An 18,152-nucleotide genomic window follows, 5' to 3' on the forward strand; every position below is an offset into this window, starting at 1 on the left:
AGTCTTGCGACAAGTACATTTTAGCGAAAAAACATGACCATTCCCGTATATCCAAAAGGATGGAAAAGGCTCTGAAAAAGCAGCAATTTCCACGCTTATGGACAAGCTGTGTTATAATAAAAGAAATAGAGCGGTGGGGAGGCTTGGCATGAATACGACCTTAACTATTCAAGAAAAATTGAAGGATTTGCGGGTGGAGCACGGACTTACCTTGGAACAGCTGGCCGACCAGACCGGGCTTTCCAAATCTGCGCTCGGCAAATACGAGAATGACGATTATAAGGACATAAGCCCTTTTGCCATCGTCACACTGGCAAAGTTTTATCATGTGACTACGGATTATCTGTTAGGGGTGTCAGAACAAAAAAATCACTCAGACACAGAGCTGAGTGCCCTGCACCTGAGTGATGATGCGATTGATGTTCTGAAAGCCGGGAAATTCAACCCCCGGCTGCTGTCGGAAATTATCAGTCACCATGATTTTCAGAAAATGATGCTGGATGCGGAGATTTATGTGGATCGGATCGCTGATATGCGGATTAGCGATATGAACGCTGTACTGCAAGCCGTTCGTCAAATGGTACTGATGCAGCAGGGAGAAACGGAAAATGATCTGTATCTGCGGACACTGGAACTTGCACAAATACAAGAGGACGAGTATTTTTGCCATGTTATTTCTGACGATTTGAAACTGATCCTTCGGGATATTCGGGAAGCCCATCAAAATGATGCAACCACTGCGGACAGCCATTCTCCGGCGCTGGATGTGCAAAAGAGTTTGCAGGAAGCCACGAACTACAAAGGCAGCAATGCAGAAAAGCAGGCCCGCATTTTCCTCGCAACCTTTGGTATTGACTATGATGCGATCACGATGGAGCAGTTTGTAAATCTAATAGAGGTTTTGAAACTGTCCAAACACCTGAAACCCTCTATTAACCAACGAGGGAAAACCAATATGACCCACGGAAAAGGGAAAAGAAAACGCAAATAGGCAAAAAAATATGCTGGACACGGTTAAAATCAACCATGTCCAGCATATTTCATTTACCCAATCCCGTCTGACAGATGCCGTAAGTGTAATTTTGAGTGAATTACTTTCTTACGAGCACCCGCCAATGCGGCGGGGCCGTTTGGCGTTTATTCCTGTGTGGGAGAGGGGGTGGCCTGGGGAGACGGCGTGACCGCCGGTGCGGCCTGCACCAGGATGACGGTGGAGCCGTCCAGAATGGAGTTGTCCGCCCCCTCCGCCGGGGCGGTGTGCTGGATGGTGACGGTATCCCCCACGTTGAGGATGACGGCCACCGGATTGGCGGCGGCGGACAGGCTGTAGTACGTGGCCTCCCCCTCCAGCCGGAGGAAGTAGTAGGAGTTGCCGTCCATCACGGCGGAGCGGATGTCGGCAATGACGCCGCTGGCCTCGGTCTGGGGGACGGTCTCCCCCTGGCTGACGCCGCCCTCCCGCAGCATGCGGACATACTCCTGCTCGCACTGGGAGACCGTGGTGCCGGTGGCCGCGATCTGGTACTGGGCCACGTTGACCATGGCGTACATTTTAACCAGATTGTCCTTGCCCTTCAGGGGAATGAAGTAGGTGGGCTGACCGTCGATGTTGAGCAGCAGGGGGAAGGTGGCCACGTAGCCCAGGTCCTGCACCTCGCTCTGAGCGGAGGACATGGCGGCGGCCTCCGTAGCGCCGGGGGCGGTATAGAACTTGGTCTCCTTGGTGCGCTGGTTGGACAGCAGGAAGCCCAGGTTGGACTGGTCGGCGTTGGCGGAGGTGACGCCGGTGTACATATACACGTCGTCATTGAGGGCAATATAGTTGGAGTCGTCGGTGGTCACCGTCACGTCCCGCTGGCCGAAGATGGAGTTGATGAAGCCGTTGACCAGAGTGCCGTGGTAGTCGTACTGCTCCATGATGAGCTCGGGGGTGAACACGTTGTCCACCCAGGTGGGAATGTCGGCCAGCTCATAGTAGGTGCTCTCCCCGGTGATGGCGTCCACCAGCACGGCGCCCTGGATATCCTCCCCGCCGAACAGGCCGATGGTCTTGACGATGCGGGGGGCGATCCACCAGGGGCGGCCCTCCTCGTCAATCTCAAACTGAGGGGTGCCGAAGAGGTAGGTGGGGTACTGGAACCGGAGGTGGCGGACGATGTTGCGGTTGAGAGGCTCGGAGAAGGAGTACTTCATCCCCTCGCTGAGCCGCACCACCGTGGCCTCCTGGGTCACCATGTCCACAATAACGTAGGCGGGCAGGCCCTGGGAGCGGTTGGTGAACCACTTGATCAGGTCGGCGTAGGCGATGGGGGCCACCCGGACGGGCCGGCCCTGGTAGTTGATCTGGGTGGAGTCGGCAGAGTAGTCAAACTGGCTGACCATGTCGCTGAGGGTACCCATCTGCCGGTCCCCCAGATATTCGGCGCTGGCCCGGTCCAGGGTGGGGATCTTGTCGAAGGAGATCTGGCTGATATCCTGGGCGAACTGGCCGTCCTCCACCGTCAGCAGGTCCCGGTAGGCCGCCGCCCGGAAGATGGGCAGAGAGATGACGGACCCCACAATGGCCACCACAATGAGGGCCAGAAACAGAATGCCAACCGGCAGGCACTGGGACTTGATGAACCGCAGGTATTCCCTGGGTCCGCCGCCGGAGGTGACGGCCTGCATGCCGGAGGTGACCAGGGCGCAGACGACGTACACCACGCACAGAATGGCCACAAAGGAGTAGAAGTCCCCGGACTGGAGGTTGATGGGGGGCAGGGCGACATAGAAGTACAAAAACCCGGCCAGAGCGGTTACCGCCAGATTGATCAGCAGTTTGCCCGCCCTGCTTTTGGGGGCGCGGGGGCGCTTGGCAGATGGGTGGTCCATAGACGTTCTCCTTTTCAGTTAGTCTGCTGGTGGTAGTATAGCCCAAACCGGAGCAAAAGGCAACGGAAGAAGGAAAGAAACCGTCTGGAAAACCGGGGTGGAGAGAACCCGGAGGAGGGCGGAATTGTAAAGTTCTCGTAAAATCCATTGACGGGCCACTTTACATTGTGTATACTACTGCTGGAAATTGTAAAGAGACAGAAAAAAGAGAATAAGATGAGGGGAATAACGTGGAAATGACAAGCATTGTCCTGGGACTGCTGGGTGGTCTGGCACTGTTTCTCTACGGCATGCAGATGATGAGCTCCGGCCTGGAGGCCGCGGCCGGCAACCGGATGAAGAGCATTCTGGAGCGGCTCACCTCCAACCGGGTTCTGGGGGTGCTGGTGGGCGCCGGCATTACGGCGGTCATCCAATCCTCCTCCGCCACCACCGTCATGGTGGTGGGCTTTGTCAACTCCGGCATGATGACCCTCCGCCAGGCGGTGTGGATCATCATGGGCGCCAACATCGGCACCACCATCACCGGCCAGCTGATCGCCCTGGATGTGGGGGCGCTGGCGCCGCTGTTCGCCTTTGTGGGCGTGGCCATGGTGGTCTTTCTGAAGCGGCCCCAGATCCACCATTACGGCAATATTCTGGCCGGCCTGGGCGTGCTGTTCATCGGCATGGAGATGATGAGCGCCTCCATGTCTCCCCTGCGGGAGTGGCCGGCCTTCGTGGACCTGGTGAGCACCTTCTCCAACCCCCTGGTGGGCATTCTGGCCGGCGCGGCCTTCACCGCCCTGATCCAGTCCTCCTCCGCCTCGGTGGGTATTTTGCAGGCTTTGGCGGTGAGCGGGGTCATCGGGCTGGACAACGCCGTGTTTGTCCTGTTCGGCCAGAACATCGGCACCTGCATCACCGCGGTGCTGGCCTCGGTGGGGACCAGCCGCAACGCCAAGCGCACCACCGTGATCCACCTGCTGTTCAACCTGATCGGCACGGCTCTGTTCACCCTCATCTGCATCCTCACCCCGCTGACCGGCTGGATGCAGGAGCTGACTCCCACCAACCCGGCGGCGCAGATCGCCAACATGCACACCCTGTTCAATGTGGTGACCGCCCTGCTGCTGCTGCCCCTGGGCGGCCTGCTGGTGAAGGTGGCCATGAAGATCCTCCCAGACCGCAGCGAGAGCGGGGAGGAGGGCATGCACCTGGCCTATCTGCTGCCCGGCCCCGTCCATACCAAGCAGGAGCACCCCATCGGCTTCTCCGCCATGTACACCACCCAGCTGCGGAAGGAGCTCAACCGGATGCTGCTCATGGCCAGGGATAACATTGTGGTGGGCTTCCAGGCGGTGCTGGAGCGGGACCCCAAACGGCTGGAGACCGCGGTGGCCACCGAGGACTACATCGACTACCTGAACAAAGAGATCTCCCAGTATATCTCCAAGGTGATGGTGCGGGAGACCAACGAGAAGGACTCCACCGCGGTGAGCGCCTACTTCAAAATTACCGGCAACATTGAGCGTATCGGCGACCACGCCATGAACATCTGCGAATATACCCAGATGATGCACGAGAAGAACATCCATTTCTCGGAGGACGCCCGGAACGAGCTGAAAAGCATGCAGGCCGTCTGCCTGGAGACCATGGATCTGCTGGAGCAGGAGGATATCCAGAAGACGGAGTGGCTGACCAAGGTCTCCGCCATGGAGCAGCGGATTGACGACATGACCGAGAGCTACCGGAGGCACCAGATGGAGCGGATGCGCCGGGGGGTGTGCTCCGATGAGGCATGCATCATCTTCTCCGAACTGCTCACCGACTTTGAGCGGATTGGCGACCACGCCCTGAACATCGCCCAGGAGCGGGCCAGCATTGACGACGGGGCGGCCAACACCTGAGACAGACAAAAAAACGCCCGCCCGGCCGGAACTCCGGCCGGGCGGGCGTTTTTGGACGGTTACAGTCCGGCGCACTGGGCCTCGATGTCCGCTTCCCTGGCCTTCATGGCCTGGAGAGTGCGCTCCAGCAGGTCGCTGAGTTCCCAGCCCAACAGCTGGGCGCCCTGGGCGATGGTCTCCCGGGAGCAGCCGGCGGCAAAGCGCTTGTCCTTGTACTTCTTTTTCAGGCTGGACAGCTCCATGTCCTGCACGCTTCTGGACGGGCGCATCAGGGCGGCCGCGCCGATCAGGCCGGTGAGCTCGTCGGCGGCAAAGAGCACCTTCTCCATCTCGTGCTCCGGCGGGACGTTCCCACCGGTCATGCCCCAGCCGTGGCTCACCACGGCGTGGACCAGGGCGGGGTCCAGGTCCCTGGCCTCCATAATCTCCCGTACCTTGACGCAGTGCTGGTCGGGATAGCGCTCGAAATCCAGGTCGTGAAGCAGGCCGGCCATGGCCCAGAAGTCCGCCTGGTCGCCGTAGCCCAGCTCCCGGGCATACCAGTCCATCACCGCCTCCACCGTAAAGGCGTGGCGGAGGTGAAAGCTCTCCTGGTTATACTCCTTCAGCAGGGCAACGGCCTGCTCCCGTGTCAGCTGTGTCATGTGTGTGCGCCTCCTATGTCGGTTTTTCCCATCATAGCACAGCCCTTAAGTTTTTGTAAAGATGGAGGGAAAAGGTTGAATCCCTTCGGAGAACGGAATATACTGAACCCATCCCAGACAAAGGAGGATGACCTATGAAGTACGAGATCCAGGGCGAGCCCATGCCGGTGGTAATCTGCCAGCTGGAGGGCGGGGAGTCCATGATTACGGAGCGGGGTTCCATGGTGTGGATGACGCCCAATATGGGTATGGAGACCGGGGCCGGAAGCCTGGGCAGGGCCTTTGGGCGGATGTTCTCCGGCGAGTCCATTTTCCAGAACACCTACACCGCCCAGGGTGGGCCGGGCATGATTGCCTTTGCCTCCAGTTTCCCGGGTACCATCCGGGCCATCCAGATCGACCCCGCCCACCCCGTGGTGGTGCAGAAGCGGGGATTTTTGGCGGCGGAGCGCAGCGTGGAGCTGTCGGTCTTTTTCCAGAAGAAGCTGGGCGCCGGCTTCTTCGGCGGCGAGGGCTTCATTATGCAGAAGCTCTCCGGCAGCGGCACGGCCTTTGTGGAGCTGGACGGCTCGGTGGTGGAGTATGAGCTCCAGTCCGGCCAGAGCCTGGTGGTGGACAGCGGCAACCTGGCTATGATGGACGCCACCTGCTCCATGGACATCCAGATGATCAAGGGCGTGAAGAATGTGCTCTTCGGCGGCGAGGGGCTGTTCAACACCGTGGTCACCGGCCCCGGCCGGGTGGTGCTCCAGACCATGCCCGTCAGCGGCGTGGCCGACGCCCTGGCCCCGTTCATCCAGACGGGCAGCAAGTGACGGACCGGGGAAGCGTCCCGGCGGCCCGGGCCTGAACCCCGCAGGTCCGGCGGACGTCCGGTTTGTGACGGATCAGACGGACGCCCCTGCCTTTCGCAAAGAGGCCCCGCAGCGCTCCGCCGGCCATCGGCGCGAACGCTGCGGGGCTTTGCCTGTCTCGGACTTGCGTCCAAAACCAAATCGAAGCCCAGCACAGCGGGTTCGATTTGGAGAGGAGGAGCAAGGGAGCGGGCGGATGACGTCTTTTTTGCCGTGGGCATAAAAAGACGTGGTCGCAAAGCGAACTTTGCGACCACGTGGTGCCGGTAGTCGGACTCGAACCGACACGATGTCGCCACCAACGGATTTTGAGTCCGTCACGTCTACCAATTCCATCATACCGGCACATGGTACGAAGGGTATTATACATGAGTTTGCGGGCGTTGGCAAGGGTTCATTTCGGAAAAATGAGAAAACACCGTACCATTTGGGGAAAAGATGTGATATGATAACAGTGCTGCATGAAATGAAATCCCACGGAGGGCCTTGATATGGGAAGACAATTCAGGCTGATTCTGGCGGCGGGCCTGCTGCTTTTGCTGACGGGATGCTTTTCCCAGTCGGTGGACGAGCTGTACGCCCCGCCCAAGGCGCCGGATGACTATCTGAAGCTGGACGAAAAGATCAATGAAATGCTCAACGCCGGCGGGGAGTACGCCGCGCCGCTCACCGGGGAGCTGACCCAGAAGGTGCAGCTCCAGGACCTGGACGGGGACGGGGTGCAGGAGGCCATCGCCTTTTTCCGGGTGAGCTCGGACGAACGGCAGCTGAAAATCTGTATTTACCGCCAGTCGGAGGAGAGCTATGAGCTGGCCGCCATGATTGAAAGCGCCGGTACCGCCATCAACGTGGTGGGCTATCAGGACCTGGACGGTGTGCCGGGGAAGGAGATCGTTGTGGGCTGGCAGCAGAGCGACAAGCTCTACTCCCTGGCGGCCTACTCCATCCACAACGACCAGGTGCTGGAGCTGATGCGGACGGAGTACACCGACTTCCAGGTGTGCGATCTGGACATGGACGGGGTCAATGAGATTGTGGTGATCCACACCGGCACGGCGGAGAGCGGCAGCCGGGCGGACCTGTATGACTACCGGGACGGGCTGATGGAGCTGGCCTCCTCGGCGCCTCTGTCCTGGAACATCACCGGCCTTTCGGAAAACGGGGCGCGGACCGGCCTTTTGCGGGACGGGGTGACGGCGGTATTTGTGGACTCGCTCTATTCCGCCAGCGGCAGCTACCTCAAGGGGGACAGCCTGTCCGCCTTCAGCAGCACCGCCTACAGCGACGACGGGCATATTACGGACATTTTCGCCTGGAAGAACGGGAAAATGCAGAACATCACCCTGAACGCCGAGACGGGGGAGAGCGACGGCACCATCCGCTGGTACACGGCGGTGTCCGCCAAGGACATCAACAGCGACGGGATTCTGGAGCTGCCCGATCCCTATGCCCTCACCGACCCCAACAGCCTGAGCATCGCTGTGAATTTCTGGGCCATCCGCTGGCTCCAGTATGACAGCAACGGCAGCTCCGAGCTGGTGTTCACCACCTACTACAATGACCGGGACCGGTGGTATTTCATTCTGCCGGAGAGCTGGGAGGGCAGGATCACCGTCTCCCGCAACGACGTGGCCGGCGGGGAGCGGGCGGTGATCTTCTCCTATTGGGAGCCGGAGGGGGAGTCCGACCCGGTACCCTTCCTGGTGATCTACACTCTCAGCGGGGACAACCGGTTTATGCGGGCCAACATGGCCGGCCGGTTCCGCCTGCTGCCGGATGATGCCGACAGCGACACCATCTACGCCGCCCGGCTGCTCCAGTGCGACTGGGACTGCGGCCTGGATGAGGAGGGCGTGCGGGCCAATTTCGCGCTGATTACCAACGAGTGGTCTTACGAGACATAAGAAGGGGGAAGCGGACATGAAGAAGGTACTTGTGCTGGAGGATGAGGCCAACATCCGCAGCTTTGTGGTCATCAATTTGAAGCGGGCCGGATATGAGGCCATCGAGGCGGAGACGGGGGAGGAGGCGCTGACGCAGCTCAAGCGCAATCCGGACATCAAGGTGGCTCTGCTGGACATCATGCTGCCCGACATGGACGGCTTTGAGGTCTGCCGCCGCATCCGGGCGGGGGACAACAAGATCGGTATCATCATGCTCACCGCCCGCACCCAGGAGATGGACAAGGTCACCGGCCTGATGACCGGCGCCGACGACTACGTGACCAAGCCCTTCTCCCCGGCGGAGCTCACCGCCCGGATCGACGCCCTCTACCGCCGCACCGGCGGCGGCGACCCGGTGGACTCCGGGGAGATCAGCCAGCCCCCCTTCCTGCTGAACACCCGCAACCGCACCCTGGAGAAGAACGGCCAGCGGGTGAAGCTGACCCAGGTGGAGTATTCCATCATCAAGCTGTTCATGGACAATCCTGGCAAGGCCCTGTCTCGGGAGGAGATCCTGGACTCGGTGTGGGGCCGGGACTATTTCGGCGAGCTGAAGATCGTGGATGTGAACATCCGCCGGCTGCGCATCAAAATCGAGGACGACCCCACCAACCCCACATTTATAACCACGGTTTGGGGGTACGGATACAAGTGGGGCTTCTAAAGTGTCCCCATGCGGCGGCCCATGCATGGGCTGCTGACGTTCAAAAAGCCCAGGTGGTGAAGGAATAACATATGAAAAAAATCAAGGGCATCCGCGGCATCCGCAAGCGCTGGATGGTCAACTCCATCAGCGTGGTGCTGTTTATTGTCCTGCTGGCGGTGTCGGCCTTCTCCGCCGCCATGGGGAGCTATTATTACTCTACCCTCAGCGAATCTCTGACCCAGAAGGCGGAGAACGCGGTGCAGAGCTTCAGCTACTTTTTGTCGGAGGACAGCTACTACGAATACGCCCGCTCCCTGGTGGCGGGGGACCAGTCGGGGGACAAGCTGGAGGTGGAGTTTCTGGACGCCAGCGGCCAGATCCGATTTTCCAGCTCCGATTTGACGGCCTTCCGCTCCCCCAACACCCCGGACATCGGGGAGGCGCTGAGCCAGGGCAAGACCAAGGTGTGGATTGGCTCCGACCCCAGCACCGGGGAGCACATCATGGCGGCCTCCAGCCCCCTGATTGTCAACGGCAAGGTGGTGGGCGCCATGCGCTATGTCACCTCCCTGCGCATTGTGGACCGGCAGATCGTGCTCATTGTGGCCATTTCCCTGGGGATCGGCCTGGCCATTCTGGCCATGGTCTATTTCTCCAACCTGTACTTTGTCCGCTCCATTGTGGAGCCGGTGGCCAGCATCACCGAGACCGCCAAGCACATTGCCGCCGGCTCCTACGGCGTGCAGATTGAAAAGCGGTTTGACGACGAGATCGGCGACCTGACCGACGCCATCAACGACATGTCCCTGAAAATCAGCCAGAGCGAGAAGATGAAAAACGAGTTCATCTCCTCCGTCTCCCATGAGCTGCGCACCCCCCTCACCGCCATCAACGGCTGGGCGGAGACCATCATGAACGGGGAGGTGCGGGACAGCAGCGACGTGAAAAAGGGGATGGGCATCATCGTCTCCGAGGCCCGGCGGCTGACCAACATGGTGGAGGAGCTGCTGGAATTCTCCCGCATCCAGGACGGCCGGTTCACCCTGTCGGTGGAGCCTATGGACATCAAGGCGGAGCTGGAGGACGCGGTGTACACCTACCGGGAGTTCTTCCGGCGGGAGGGCATTGAACTCAACCACTTTGACTGCGAGGAGGAGTTCCCCCTCATCTCCGGCGACCCGGAGCGGCTGCGGCAGGTGTTCTGCAACGTGCTGGACAATGCCGCCAAGCACGGCGGCTCCGGCAAGCGGATCGACACCGCCATCCGCCGGGAGGAGGACCAGGTGGTGATCACCATCCGGGACTACGGACCCGGCATCCCGGAGGACGAGCTGCCCCACGTGAAGTACAAGTTCTACAAGGGCTCCTCCAAGGCCAGAGGCTCCGGCATCGGCCTGGCGGTGTGCGACGAGATCGTGGGCCGCCACGACGGCACCCTGGAGATCGGCAATGCGGAGGGGGGCGGCTGTATCGTCACCATCCGGCTGCCCATCCGCACCCAGGCGTAAATAGAACATAAGTTCTAAAAACACAACCCGCGCCCCTTGCAATCAGGGCGCGGGTTTGGTACAATATACAGGATCTATCAGATTCCAACAGCAAGGAGAACATAGAGTGCATGTCAAATGAGACAAAGCGGGCCTGCCAGACCCCCTATAAGACCATGATTGGCGGCCAGGCCCTGATTGAAGGTATTATGATGCTGGGTCCGGAGAAGAAGGCCGTGGTGGTGCGCAGGCCGGACGGGGTGCTGGAGGAGCAGGTGGAGGAGCGGGTGCTGATTAAGGACAAGCATCCCCTGCTGGGCGTGCCGTTTATCCGGGGGGTGTTCAACTTCTGCTCCTCCATGGCCAACGGAGTGAAGGCGCTGATGTACTCCGCCTCCTTCCTGCCGGAGGACGAGGAGGAGCCGGAGGAGCCCTCCAAATTCGAGCGGTGGCTGGACAAGCACCTGGGCAGCGAGAAGGCGGCCTCCGCCCTGGTCACCTTCGCGGTGGTGCTGGGCATTCTCTTTTCCGTGGGCCTGTTCATTCTGCTGCCCACCGCCCTGGTGGGCCTGGTGGGGAAGGTGCTGCCCCTGGCCATGTGGGTGCGCAACCTGCTGGAGGGCGTGGTGCGTATCGTGATTTTTGTGGGGTATCTGATCTTCTGCTCCCACACCAGGGACATCCACCGGGTGTTCCAGTACCACGGGGCGGAGCACAAGACCATCTTCTGCTATGAGCACGGCCTGCCTCTGACGGTGGAGAACGTCCGGGCGCAGCCCCGGCACCATCCCCGCTGCGGCACCAGCTTCCTGTTTGTGGTGATTGTGGTGAGCATCCTGCTCTCCAGCGTGGTATTCACCTATGTGGATGTGGTCAACACGTTTGCCCGGATGGGGCTGCACCTGCTGCTGCTGCCGGTGATTGTCAGCCTGACCTATGAATTCAACCGCCTGGTGGGCCGGTACGACAACTGGTTTACCCGGCTGATGACGGCCCCCGGCCTGTGGCTGCAGAACTGGACCACCTTTGAGCCGGACGACAGCATGATTGAGGTAGGAATCCGCGCCTTCACGCTGGTCCTTCCCCGGGAGCAGGGGAAGGACGCGTGGTAGGGCGCTTGCGCGCGGGAAAGAGAGACTGACAACGGGAGCGTGGTTTCATGGCGGCCACCTACAACAACCTCTATCTGGACACCCGGCGCCGCCTGCGCCAGGCGGGCGTGGAGGGGGCGCAGCTGGAGGCCAGGGAGCTGGTCTGCTGCGCCGCCGGCAAGAGCCGGGAGCAGTTCTACCGGGATATGGCCCTCTATGCCTCCGCCCAGGTGGAGGAGAAGCTGGAGGCGCTGGTGGAGCGCCGCCTGGCAGGAGAGCCGGTGGCCTACCTCATCGGGGAGTGGGAGTTTTACGGCCTGTCTCTGGAGGTATCCCGGGAGGTGCTGATCCCCCGGATGGACACCGAGCTGCTGGCGGAGCGGGCCATTCTGCTGGCCCGCTCCGCCGGAGAGGGCGCCCGGGTGCTGGACCTGTGCGCCGGCAGCGGCTGCGTGGGGCTGGCGGTGGCCGCCAACGTACCCGGCTGCCGGGTGGTGCTGGCCGACATGAGCGAGGCGGCCCTGAAGGTGTGCAAGGCCAACATCCGCCGCTGCGAGCTGAACAGCCGGGTGACCTGCGTCCGGGCCGACGCCCTGGAGCCGCCCGCCGCCGCCCTGTGGGACTTTGACGTGATCGCCTGCAACCCGCCCTACATCCCCACCGGAGACATGGCCGGGCTGGATGTGAGCGTGCGGGACTATGAGCCCCGCTCCGCCCTGGACGGCGGGGCGGACGGGCTGGACTTCTACCGCGCCATTGCCGGAAGCTGGGACAAGGCCCTCCGCCTGGGCGGCTCCCTGGTATTCGAGGTGGGCATCGGACAGGCCCCCGACGTGGAGCAGATTCTGATCCGGCGCGGCTTTGAGCAGATTCAGACCGCCCAGGACACCCAGGGCATCTGGCGTGTGGTGGAGGGCGTTCGGAACGGGTAAGGGCGGCAGACCCGCCCGGCAGAGAGGAGAAACATAACGATGGCAGAGAAGAAAAAATCCGTGGTGGAGAGCGCCGCTCCCGCCTCTGACAAGAAAAAGGCCCTGGAGACCGCCATGGCCCAGATTGAGAAGGCCTACGGCAAGGGCTCCATCATGCGCCTGGGGGACAACGCCGACATTGTGGTGGAGGCCATCCCCACCGGCTCCCTGTCCTTGGATCTGGCCCTGGGCATCGGCGGCGTTCCCAAGGGCCGGATTGTGGAGATCTACGGGCCGGAGTCCTCGGGCAAGACCACCCTGGCCCTCCACATTGTGGCGGAGGCCCAGAAGCGGGGGGGCGAGGTGGCCTTTATCGACGCCGAGCACGCCCTGGACCCCTACTATGCCAGGGCGCTGGGGGTGGACATCGACTCCATGCTCATCTCCCAGCCCGACACCGGGGAGCAGGGGCTGGAGATCTGCGAGGCCCTGGTCCGCTCCGGCGCTATTGACGTGGTGGTGGTGGACTCGGTGGCCGCCCTCACCCCCCGGGCGGAGATCGAGGGGGATATGGGGGACTCCCACGTGGGCCTGCTGGCCCGGCTGATGAGTCAGGCTCTGCGGAAGCTGGCCGGGTCCATCGCCAAGACCAACTGCGTGGTCATCTTCATCAACCAGCTGCGGGAAAAGGTGGGGGTCATGTACGGCAACCCGGAGGTCACCACCGGCGGCCGGGCGCTGAAGTTCTATGCCTCCGTCCGCATCGACGTGCGGCGGGTGGAATCCCTGAAAAACGGCTCGGAGATCATCGGCAACCGCACCCGGGCCAAGGTGGTGAAGAACAAGGTATCCCCCCCCTTCAAGGAGGCGGAGTTCGACATCATGTACGGCGAGGGCATCTCCAAGGTGGGGGAGATCCTGGACCTGGCGGCCAAGCTGGACCTGGTGCAGAAGTCGGGCTCCTGGTTTGCCATGGGGGAGACCCGCCTGGGCCAGGGACGGGACGCCGCCAAGCAGTATTTGAAGGACAACCCGGAGGTGTGCGACCGGCTGGAGGCGGACATCCGCAAAAACGCCTACAAGCTGATGAGCAGCCAGGCCCGGGCGGCCGCCCGGGCCGCCGGCCGGGCGGTGGACGTGTCCGCAGAGGACTTTGCGGATGCGGATCAGTAAGCTGGTCCCTTCGGCGCGGATCGGGGGCCGCTGGCTGTGCCAGCTGGAGGACGGCACCCTTCTGCGCCTGACGGAAAACGAGGTGGCCGCCTTTGGCCTGTGCGACCGGCTGGAGCTGACGGAGGAGCGGCTGGCGGAGCTGAGGACGGCCGCCCAGGCCGCCCTGGTGCGGGAGAAGGCGGCGGCGCTGCTCTCCGTCCGGCCCCTGTCCCGGAAGGAGCTGGTGGACAAGCTCACCGCCCGGCCCAGGGGGCGGGACAAGGCGCCCCTGGCCGACCGGGAGAGCGCGGAAGCGGCGGCGGACCGGCTGGAGGAGCTGGGCTATCTGGACGACCGGGCCTACGCCTGCACGGTGGCGGAGCACTACGCCGCCAAGGGCTGCGGCCCCGCCCGCATCCGGGAGGAGCTCTGCCGCCGGGGGGTTCCCCGGGCCTTCTGGGACCAGGCCCTGGAGGCCCTGGCCCCGCCGGAGGACGCCATCGACGCCTTTTTGCGGAAGAAGCTGCGGGGGGCGGATTTGACCGACCCCAAAAGCTATCAGCGCGCCGCCAACGCCCTGGCCCGCCGGGGCTTTCGGTGGGAGGACATCAAGGACGGCCTGCGCCGGTACGGCGGGGCCATGGAGGAGGAAGACTGATGGAGACCAGAGAAGCCCTGCTCACCCGCCGCAGCATCCGCCGCTACAAGCAAGACCCCATCCCGGAGGAGGACCTGCGGGAGATTCTGGAGGCGGGGCTGTACGCCCCCTCCGCCATCAACATGCAGCACTGGTACTTTGTGGCGGTGCGGGACCCGGCCGCCCTGGAGGAGGTGCGGCAGATGATGGGGGGCGTGGTGGAGAAATTCACCCCCGTCCTGAAGCAGCGCTTTGCCCGCAACCCGGAGCAGATCGGCATCACCAACAAATTTCTCTCCACCCTGGGGGGCGCGCCGGTGTGCGTGCTGGTGTTCCTGCTCAAGCCGGACTACCCCGACCGGGACGGGGCCATGCAGTCCGTCTCCGCCGCCGTGGAGAACATGCTGCTGGCCGCCTGGGACAAGGGCATCGGCTCCTGCTGGCTGTCGGCTCCCCAGCGGATGGGCTTCGGCCCCGCCTTCCAGCAGCGGTTCGCCCCCGGCAAGGGGGAGTTTGTGGCGGCCGTCACCCTGGGCTATCCCGACCAGCAGGCCAAGCTGCCCCCCCGCCGGGAGGGGCGCTATACCATCGTGTAAGGAGACTGTCACTTGAAGGTTGCATTTATTTCCCTTGGCTGTGCCAAGAACCTGGTGAATACCGAGCAGATGATGGCCCTGGTACAGGAGGCCGGCCACACCGTCACCGGCGAGCCGGAGGGGGCGGACGTGGCGGTGCTCAACACCTGCGGCTTCATCGACTCCGCCAAGAGCGAGGCCATCCAGAACATTCTGGAGCTGGCCCAGCTGAAGGAGGAGGAGAAGCTGGGCAAGCTGCTGGTGGCGGGCTGCCTGTCCCAGCGCTACCAGGACGAGCTGACAAAGGAGCTGCCCGAGGTGGACGGCGTGCTGGGTACCGGCAGCTATACCGACATCGTCTCCGCCGTGGAGGAGGTGGCCGCCGGCGGACACCCCCGCCGGTTCGGGGACATCAGCCGCACCGATGAGGACGGGGCGCGGCTGGTGACCACCCCGCCCTATACCGCCTACCTGAAAATTGCCGAGGGCTGCGACAACCGCTGCGCCTTCTGCGTCATCCCCTACCTCCGGGGCCGCTACCGCAGCCGCAGCATGGAGGCCCTGCTGGAGGAGGCCAGGGGCCTGGCGGAGCGGGGGGTGCAGGAGCTTATCGTCATCGCCCAGGATATCACCCGCTACGGCATGGACCTCTATCACAAGCCCATGCTGCCCCAGCTGCTGGGAGAGCTGTGCCGGCTGCCCTTCCACTGGATTCGCCTGCACTATCTCTACCCCGATTTGCTCAGCGACCAGCTCATCGACGTGATTGCCCGTGAGCACAAGATCGTCAAATACCTGGACCTCCCCCTCCAGCACATCAACGACGGTATTCTCAAGGCCATGAACCGCCGCTCCACCGGGGCGGAAATCCGGGCGCTGCTGGACAAGCTGCGGACCCGGATTCCCGGCGTGGTGGTGCGCACCTCCCTGATCTGCGGCCTGCCCGGGGAGGGGGAGGAAGAGTTCGAGGAGCTGTGCGCCTTCCTGCGGGAGGCCAGGCTGGAGCGGGCGGGCATCTTCCAGTTCTCTCCGGAGGAGGGGACCCCCGCCGCCGTCATGCCCAACCAGGTGGACGCCGAGACGGCAAAGCGCCGGGTGGAGCTGCTGGTGGAGCTGCAAAGCCGGGTGATGGACGGCTGGAACGAGGAGCGGCTGGGGGAGACTCTGGAGGTGCTCTGTGAAGGGTTTGACCCTGACATGGGCTGCTATGCCGGGCGTTCCTACGCCGACTCGGTGGATATTGACAACCGGGTTTACTTTACAGCTGCGGGGGTGATCCCGGCGGGGACATTTGTCAACGTACGGATCACCGGCACCCAGGACGGCGATCTGGCCGGAGAGATAGAGGAGTGAGGCAAGGTGAATACCGCCAATAAGCTGACCATGCTGCGGGTGTTTCTCATCCCGGTGTTCCTGGTGGTGCTCTATCTGGAGTTTCCCTTCCACATGATATTTGCCCTTACGGTGTTCATCCTGGCCAGCGTCACCGATTTTGTGGACGGCTACATTGCCCGGCACTACAATCTGGTCACCGATTTCGGCAAATTCATGGACCCGCTGGCGGACAAGATGCTGGTGATGGCCGCCCTGCTGTGGTTTGTGGAGGTGGGGCGGCTGCCGGCCTGGGCGCTGCTCATCGTGGTGGTGCGGGAGTTTGCCGTCACCGGCCTGCGGCTCATCGCCGTGGAGGGGGGGCGGGTGATTGCCGCCGCCTGGTCGGGGAAGGTGAAGACCGCCTCCACCATGGTGTGCATCTGCCTGATGCTGGTGTTTGTCTCCCCGGTGCTGGACGGGCTGTGCGGGGCAGTGATTGTGGCCACCACCCTCTACTCCGGGGTGGAGTATTTTGTGAAGAACAGGGATGTGATCGACTGGAGCAAGGTGTAGCTTGACACCTCGGGGGGAAGATGGTAATATACTAAAACAGTTGAATCGCGCGAGGAACGGGAAGAGTACCCAGGGAGGACCCGCCAGAGAGGGAGCGTCGCCGGCTGAGAGCGGTCCCAGGGGGTAGCTGGAGAAGGTGCGCCCGGGAGCGCGGGGGATGTGGAAGCCCTCCGGGCGGCGCCGTATACGCCATTGAGTGAGAAATGAGAGTGGAACCGCGAGCAATCGCCTCTTATGCCTGGGCATAAGGGGCGTTTTCTTTTGGGAGGTGTTGAGTTGACCCGTCTTGGCGAGACCCTGCGGGCCTACCAGGCCCGGGACCCGGCGGCCCGGAGCCGGCTGGAGATTTTTTTGCTGTATCCCGGCGTACACGCCATCCTCTATCACCGGGTGGCCCACTTCCTGTACCGGCACCGGGTCTTTTTCCTGGCCCGGCTGGTGAGTCAGTGGAGCCGGTGCTGGACGGGGATTGAGATCCACCCCGGCGCCAAAATCGGCCGCCGGCTGGTGATCGACCACGGCATGGGCATTGTCATCGGAGAGACGGCGGAGATTGGGGACGACTGCCTGCTCTACCACGGGGTCACCCTGGGGGGAACCGGCAAGGACCAGGGCAAGCGCCACCCCACCCTGGGCAACAACGTGATGGTGTCCGCCGGGGCCAAGGTGCTGGGTCCCTTCACGGTGGGGGACAACTCCCGCATCGCGGCCAACGCCGTGGTGCTGCGGGAGGTACCCCCCGACGCCACCGCCGTGGGCGTACCCGCCCGGGTGGTGCGCATTGCCGGGGAGAAGGTGGACTACACCAGCCAGGTGGACCAGATCCACGTCACCGACCCGGTGCAGAAGGAATTGCAGGCCCTCAGCTCCCGGCTGGAGTGGCTGGAGAAGCTGATGGACCAGAGCATGGAAGACCAAAATCAGTAAAAGGAGTTCGGCAAGATGAAACTATACAATTCCGCCAGTCACAAGAAGGAGGACTTCGTCCCCCACACCCCCGGCAAGGTGGCCATGTACACCTGCGGCCCCACGGTGTACCACTTCGCCCACATCGGCAACCTGCGCAGCTATCTCATGGAGGATGTGCTGGAGAAGTTCCTCCGGTATGACGGCTATGAGGTCAACCGGGTGATGAACATCACCGACGTGGGCCACCTGGCCTCCGACGCCGACACCGGCGAGGACAAGATGGTGAAGGGGGCCAAGCGGGAGCACAAGAGCGTGCTGGAGATCGCCAAGTTCTACACCGACGCCTTTTTTGCCGATTGCAGGAAGCTGAACATCAAGTACCCCGACGTGGTGCAGCCCGCCACCGGCATGATCGACTCCTATATCCAGGTCATCACCAGGCTGATGGACACCGGCTACGCCTACTTTGCCGGGGGCAACGTGTATTTTGACACCTCCAAGCTCAAGCAGTACTACGTGTTCAACGACCACGACGAGGAGGATCTGGCCGTGGGCGTCCGGGAGGGCGTGGAGGAGGACCTGAACAAGCGCAACAAGAACGACTTTGTGCTGTGGTTCACCAAGTCCAAGTTTGAGGACCAGGCCCTGAAGTGGGA

At 62.4% G+C, this 18,152-nt stretch carries 16 protein-coding genes, 1 tRNA gene and 1 pseudogene; 15 read left to right on the forward strand and 3 right to left on the reverse strand.

Annotation, left to right across the window (positions count from 1 at the left end; genetic code table 11):
• Positions 1-148: 148 nt before the first annotated feature.
• On the forward strand, positions 149-991 hold the full coding sequence (locus Q0J74_RS05550; protein WP_297211865.1) for a helix-turn-helix domain-containing protein: 843 nt from the start codon (positions 149-151) through the stop codon (positions 989-991).
• Positions 992-1,137: 146 nt separating this feature from the next.
• Here Q0J74_RS05550 and Q0J74_RS05555 read toward each other — a convergent pair whose 3' ends face one another.
• Positions 1,138-2,871: a CvpA family protein gene (locus Q0J74_RS05555; protein ID WP_297211867.1), complete on the reverse strand. Its 1,734-nt coding sequence runs from the start codon at positions 2,869-2,871 to the stop codon at positions 1,138-1,140.
• Between the two features lie 236 nt (positions 2,872-3,107).
• On the opposite strand from Q0J74_RS05555, the gene Q0J74_RS05560 reads away from it, so the two are divergent.
• Complete coding sequence (locus tag Q0J74_RS05560) at positions 3,108-4,760, forward strand: Na/Pi cotransporter family protein (RefSeq protein ID WP_297211914.1); 1,653 nt, start codon at positions 3,108-3,110, stop codon at positions 4,758-4,760.
• 59 nt (positions 4,761-4,819) lie between these two features.
• Here Q0J74_RS05560 and Q0J74_RS05565 read toward each other — a convergent pair whose 3' ends face one another.
• Positions 4,820-5,404 carry a hydrolase gene (locus Q0J74_RS05565; RefSeq protein ID WP_297211871.1) on the reverse strand — a complete coding sequence of 195 codons (585 nt, stop codon included), beginning with the start codon at positions 5,402-5,404 and terminating at the stop codon, positions 4,820-4,822.
• A 134-nt stretch (positions 5,405-5,538) separates the two neighbouring features.
• On the opposite strand from Q0J74_RS05565, the gene Q0J74_RS05570 reads away from it, so the two are divergent.
• Entirely contained in the window at positions 5,539-6,219 is a 681-nt protein-coding gene (locus Q0J74_RS05570) for a TIGR00266 family protein (protein ID WP_297211874.1), read from the forward strand.
• A 297-nt stretch (positions 6,220-6,516) separates the two neighbouring features.
• Here the strand turns inward: Q0J74_RS05570 and Q0J74_RS05575 are convergent.
• A tRNA-Leu gene (locus Q0J74_RS05575) sits at positions 6,517-6,603 on the reverse strand.
• A gap of 146 nt (positions 6,604-6,749) precedes the next feature.
• Here Q0J74_RS05575 and Q0J74_RS05580 point away from each other — a divergent pair.
• From Q0J74_RS05580 to cysS, 12 genes and pseudogenes are all read left to right on the forward strand, one after another.
• The gene (locus tag Q0J74_RS05580) at positions 6,750-8,162 is read left to right on the forward strand and encodes a hypothetical protein (RefSeq protein ID WP_297211877.1); all 1,413 of its coding nucleotides are present in this window, start codon (positions 6,750-6,752) and stop codon (positions 8,160-8,162) included.
• 16 nt (positions 8,163-8,178) lie between these two features.
• Positions 8,179-8,865, forward strand: coding sequence for a response regulator transcription factor (locus tag Q0J74_RS05585; RefSeq protein ID WP_297211879.1), 687 nt, complete (start codon positions 8,179-8,181; stop codon positions 8,863-8,865).
• A 71-nt stretch (positions 8,866-8,936) separates the two neighbouring features.
• Positions 8,937-10,355: a sensor histidine kinase gene (locus tag Q0J74_RS05590; protein WP_297211882.1), complete on the forward strand. Its 1,419-nt coding sequence runs from the start codon at positions 8,937-8,939 to the stop codon at positions 10,353-10,355.
• Between the two features lie 110 nt (positions 10,356-10,465).
• Positions 10,466-11,446: a DUF1385 domain-containing protein gene (locus tag Q0J74_RS05595; RefSeq protein ID WP_297211885.1), complete on the forward strand. Its 981-nt coding sequence runs from the start codon at positions 10,466-10,468 to the stop codon at positions 11,444-11,446.
• A gap of 47 nt (positions 11,447-11,493) precedes the next feature.
• Positions 11,494-12,357, forward strand: coding sequence for a peptide chain release factor N(5)-glutamine methyltransferase (gene prmC, locus Q0J74_RS05600; protein WP_297211888.1), 864 nt, complete (start codon positions 11,494-11,496; stop codon positions 12,355-12,357).
• Between the two features lie 39 nt (positions 12,358-12,396).
• The gene (gene recA, locus Q0J74_RS05605; protein WP_297211894.1) at positions 12,397-13,509 is read left to right on the forward strand and encodes a recombinase RecA; all 1,113 of its coding nucleotides are present in this window, start codon (positions 12,397-12,399) and stop codon (positions 13,507-13,509) included.
• Positions 13,496-14,146: a regulatory protein RecX gene (locus Q0J74_RS05610; RefSeq protein ID WP_297211898.1), complete on the forward strand. Its 651-nt coding sequence runs from the start codon at positions 13,496-13,498 to the stop codon at positions 14,144-14,146. The genes recA and Q0J74_RS05610 overlap by 14 nt, the downstream gene beginning before the upstream one ends.
• Positions 14,146-14,721, forward strand: a complete 576-nt coding sequence (locus Q0J74_RS05615) for a nitroreductase family protein (protein ID WP_297211901.1) — start codon at positions 14,146-14,148, stop codon at positions 14,719-14,721. The genes Q0J74_RS05610 and Q0J74_RS05615 overlap by 1 nt, the downstream gene beginning before the upstream one ends.
• A 12-nt stretch (positions 14,722-14,733) precedes the next feature.
• On the forward strand, positions 14,734-16,053 hold the full coding sequence (rimO, locus tag Q0J74_RS05620; RefSeq protein WP_297211904.1) for a 30S ribosomal protein S12 methylthiotransferase RimO: 1,320 nt from the start codon (positions 14,734-14,736) through the stop codon (positions 16,051-16,053).
• Positions 16,054-16,059: 6 nt separating this feature from the next.
• Positions 16,060-16,587, forward strand: a complete 528-nt coding sequence (pgsA, locus tag Q0J74_RS05625; protein WP_297211907.1) for a CDP-diacylglycerol--glycerol-3-phosphate 3-phosphatidyltransferase — start codon at positions 16,060-16,062, stop codon at positions 16,585-16,587.
• 276 nt (positions 16,588-16,863) lie between these two features.
• Positions 16,864-17,514 (forward strand): serine O-acetyltransferase EpsC, encoded by a 651-nt coding sequence (gene epsC, locus Q0J74_RS05630; RefSeq protein ID WP_297211910.1) that lies wholly within the window; start codon positions 16,864-16,866, stop codon positions 17,512-17,514.
• Positions 17,515-17,529: 15 nt separating this feature from the next.
• Positions 17,530-18,152: pseudogene (gene cysS / locus Q0J74_RS05635) on the forward strand (cysteine--tRNA ligase); the annotation flags it as partial.

Origin of the sequence: uncultured Flavonifractor sp. (genome assembly GCF_944387675.1) — a bacterium.
Classification (GTDB): domain Bacteria; phylum Bacillota; class Clostridia; order Oscillospirales; family Oscillospiraceae; genus Flavonifractor.

What these genes read in the sequence shown, in the direction of transcription:
- Q0J74_RS05550 (WP_297211865.1), top strand. Translation starts at nt 149, where the DNA reads ATGAATACGACCTTAACTATTCAAGAAAAATTGAAGGATTTGCGGGTG.
- Q0J74_RS05555 (WP_297211867.1), bottom strand. Translation starts at nt 2,871, where the DNA reads ATGGACCACCCATCTGCCAAGCGCCCCCGCGCCCCCAAAAGCAGGGCG.
- Q0J74_RS05560 (WP_297211914.1), top strand. Translation starts at nt 3,108, where the DNA reads ATGACAAGCATTGTCCTGGGACTGCTGGGTGGTCTGGCACTGTTTCTC.
- Q0J74_RS05565 (WP_297211871.1), bottom strand. Translation starts at nt 5,404, where the DNA reads ATGACACAGCTGACACGGGAGCAGGCCGTTGCCCTGCTGAAGGAGTAT.
- Q0J74_RS05570 (WP_297211874.1), top strand. Translation starts at nt 5,539, where the DNA reads ATGAAGTACGAGATCCAGGGCGAGCCCATGCCGGTGGTAATCTGCCAG.
- Q0J74_RS05580 (WP_297211877.1), top strand. Translation starts at nt 6,750, where the DNA reads ATGGGAAGACAATTCAGGCTGATTCTGGCGGCGGGCCTGCTGCTTTTG.
- Q0J74_RS05585 (WP_297211879.1), top strand. Translation starts at nt 8,179, where the DNA reads ATGAAGAAGGTACTTGTGCTGGAGGATGAGGCCAACATCCGCAGCTTT.
- Q0J74_RS05590 (WP_297211882.1), top strand. Translation starts at nt 8,937, where the DNA reads ATGAAAAAAATCAAGGGCATCCGCGGCATCCGCAAGCGCTGGATGGTC.
- Q0J74_RS05595 (WP_297211885.1), top strand. Translation starts at nt 10,466, where the DNA reads ATGTCAAATGAGACAAAGCGGGCCTGCCAGACCCCCTATAAGACCATG.
- prmC (WP_297211888.1), top strand. Translation starts at nt 11,494, where the DNA reads ATGGCGGCCACCTACAACAACCTCTATCTGGACACCCGGCGCCGCCTG.
- recA (WP_297211894.1), top strand. Translation starts at nt 12,397, where the DNA reads ATGGCAGAGAAGAAAAAATCCGTGGTGGAGAGCGCCGCTCCCGCCTCT.
- Q0J74_RS05610 (WP_297211898.1), top strand. Translation starts at nt 13,496, where the DNA reads ATGCGGATCAGTAAGCTGGTCCCTTCGGCGCGGATCGGGGGCCGCTGG.
- Q0J74_RS05615 (WP_297211901.1), top strand. Translation starts at nt 14,146, where the DNA reads ATGGAGACCAGAGAAGCCCTGCTCACCCGCCGCAGCATCCGCCGCTAC.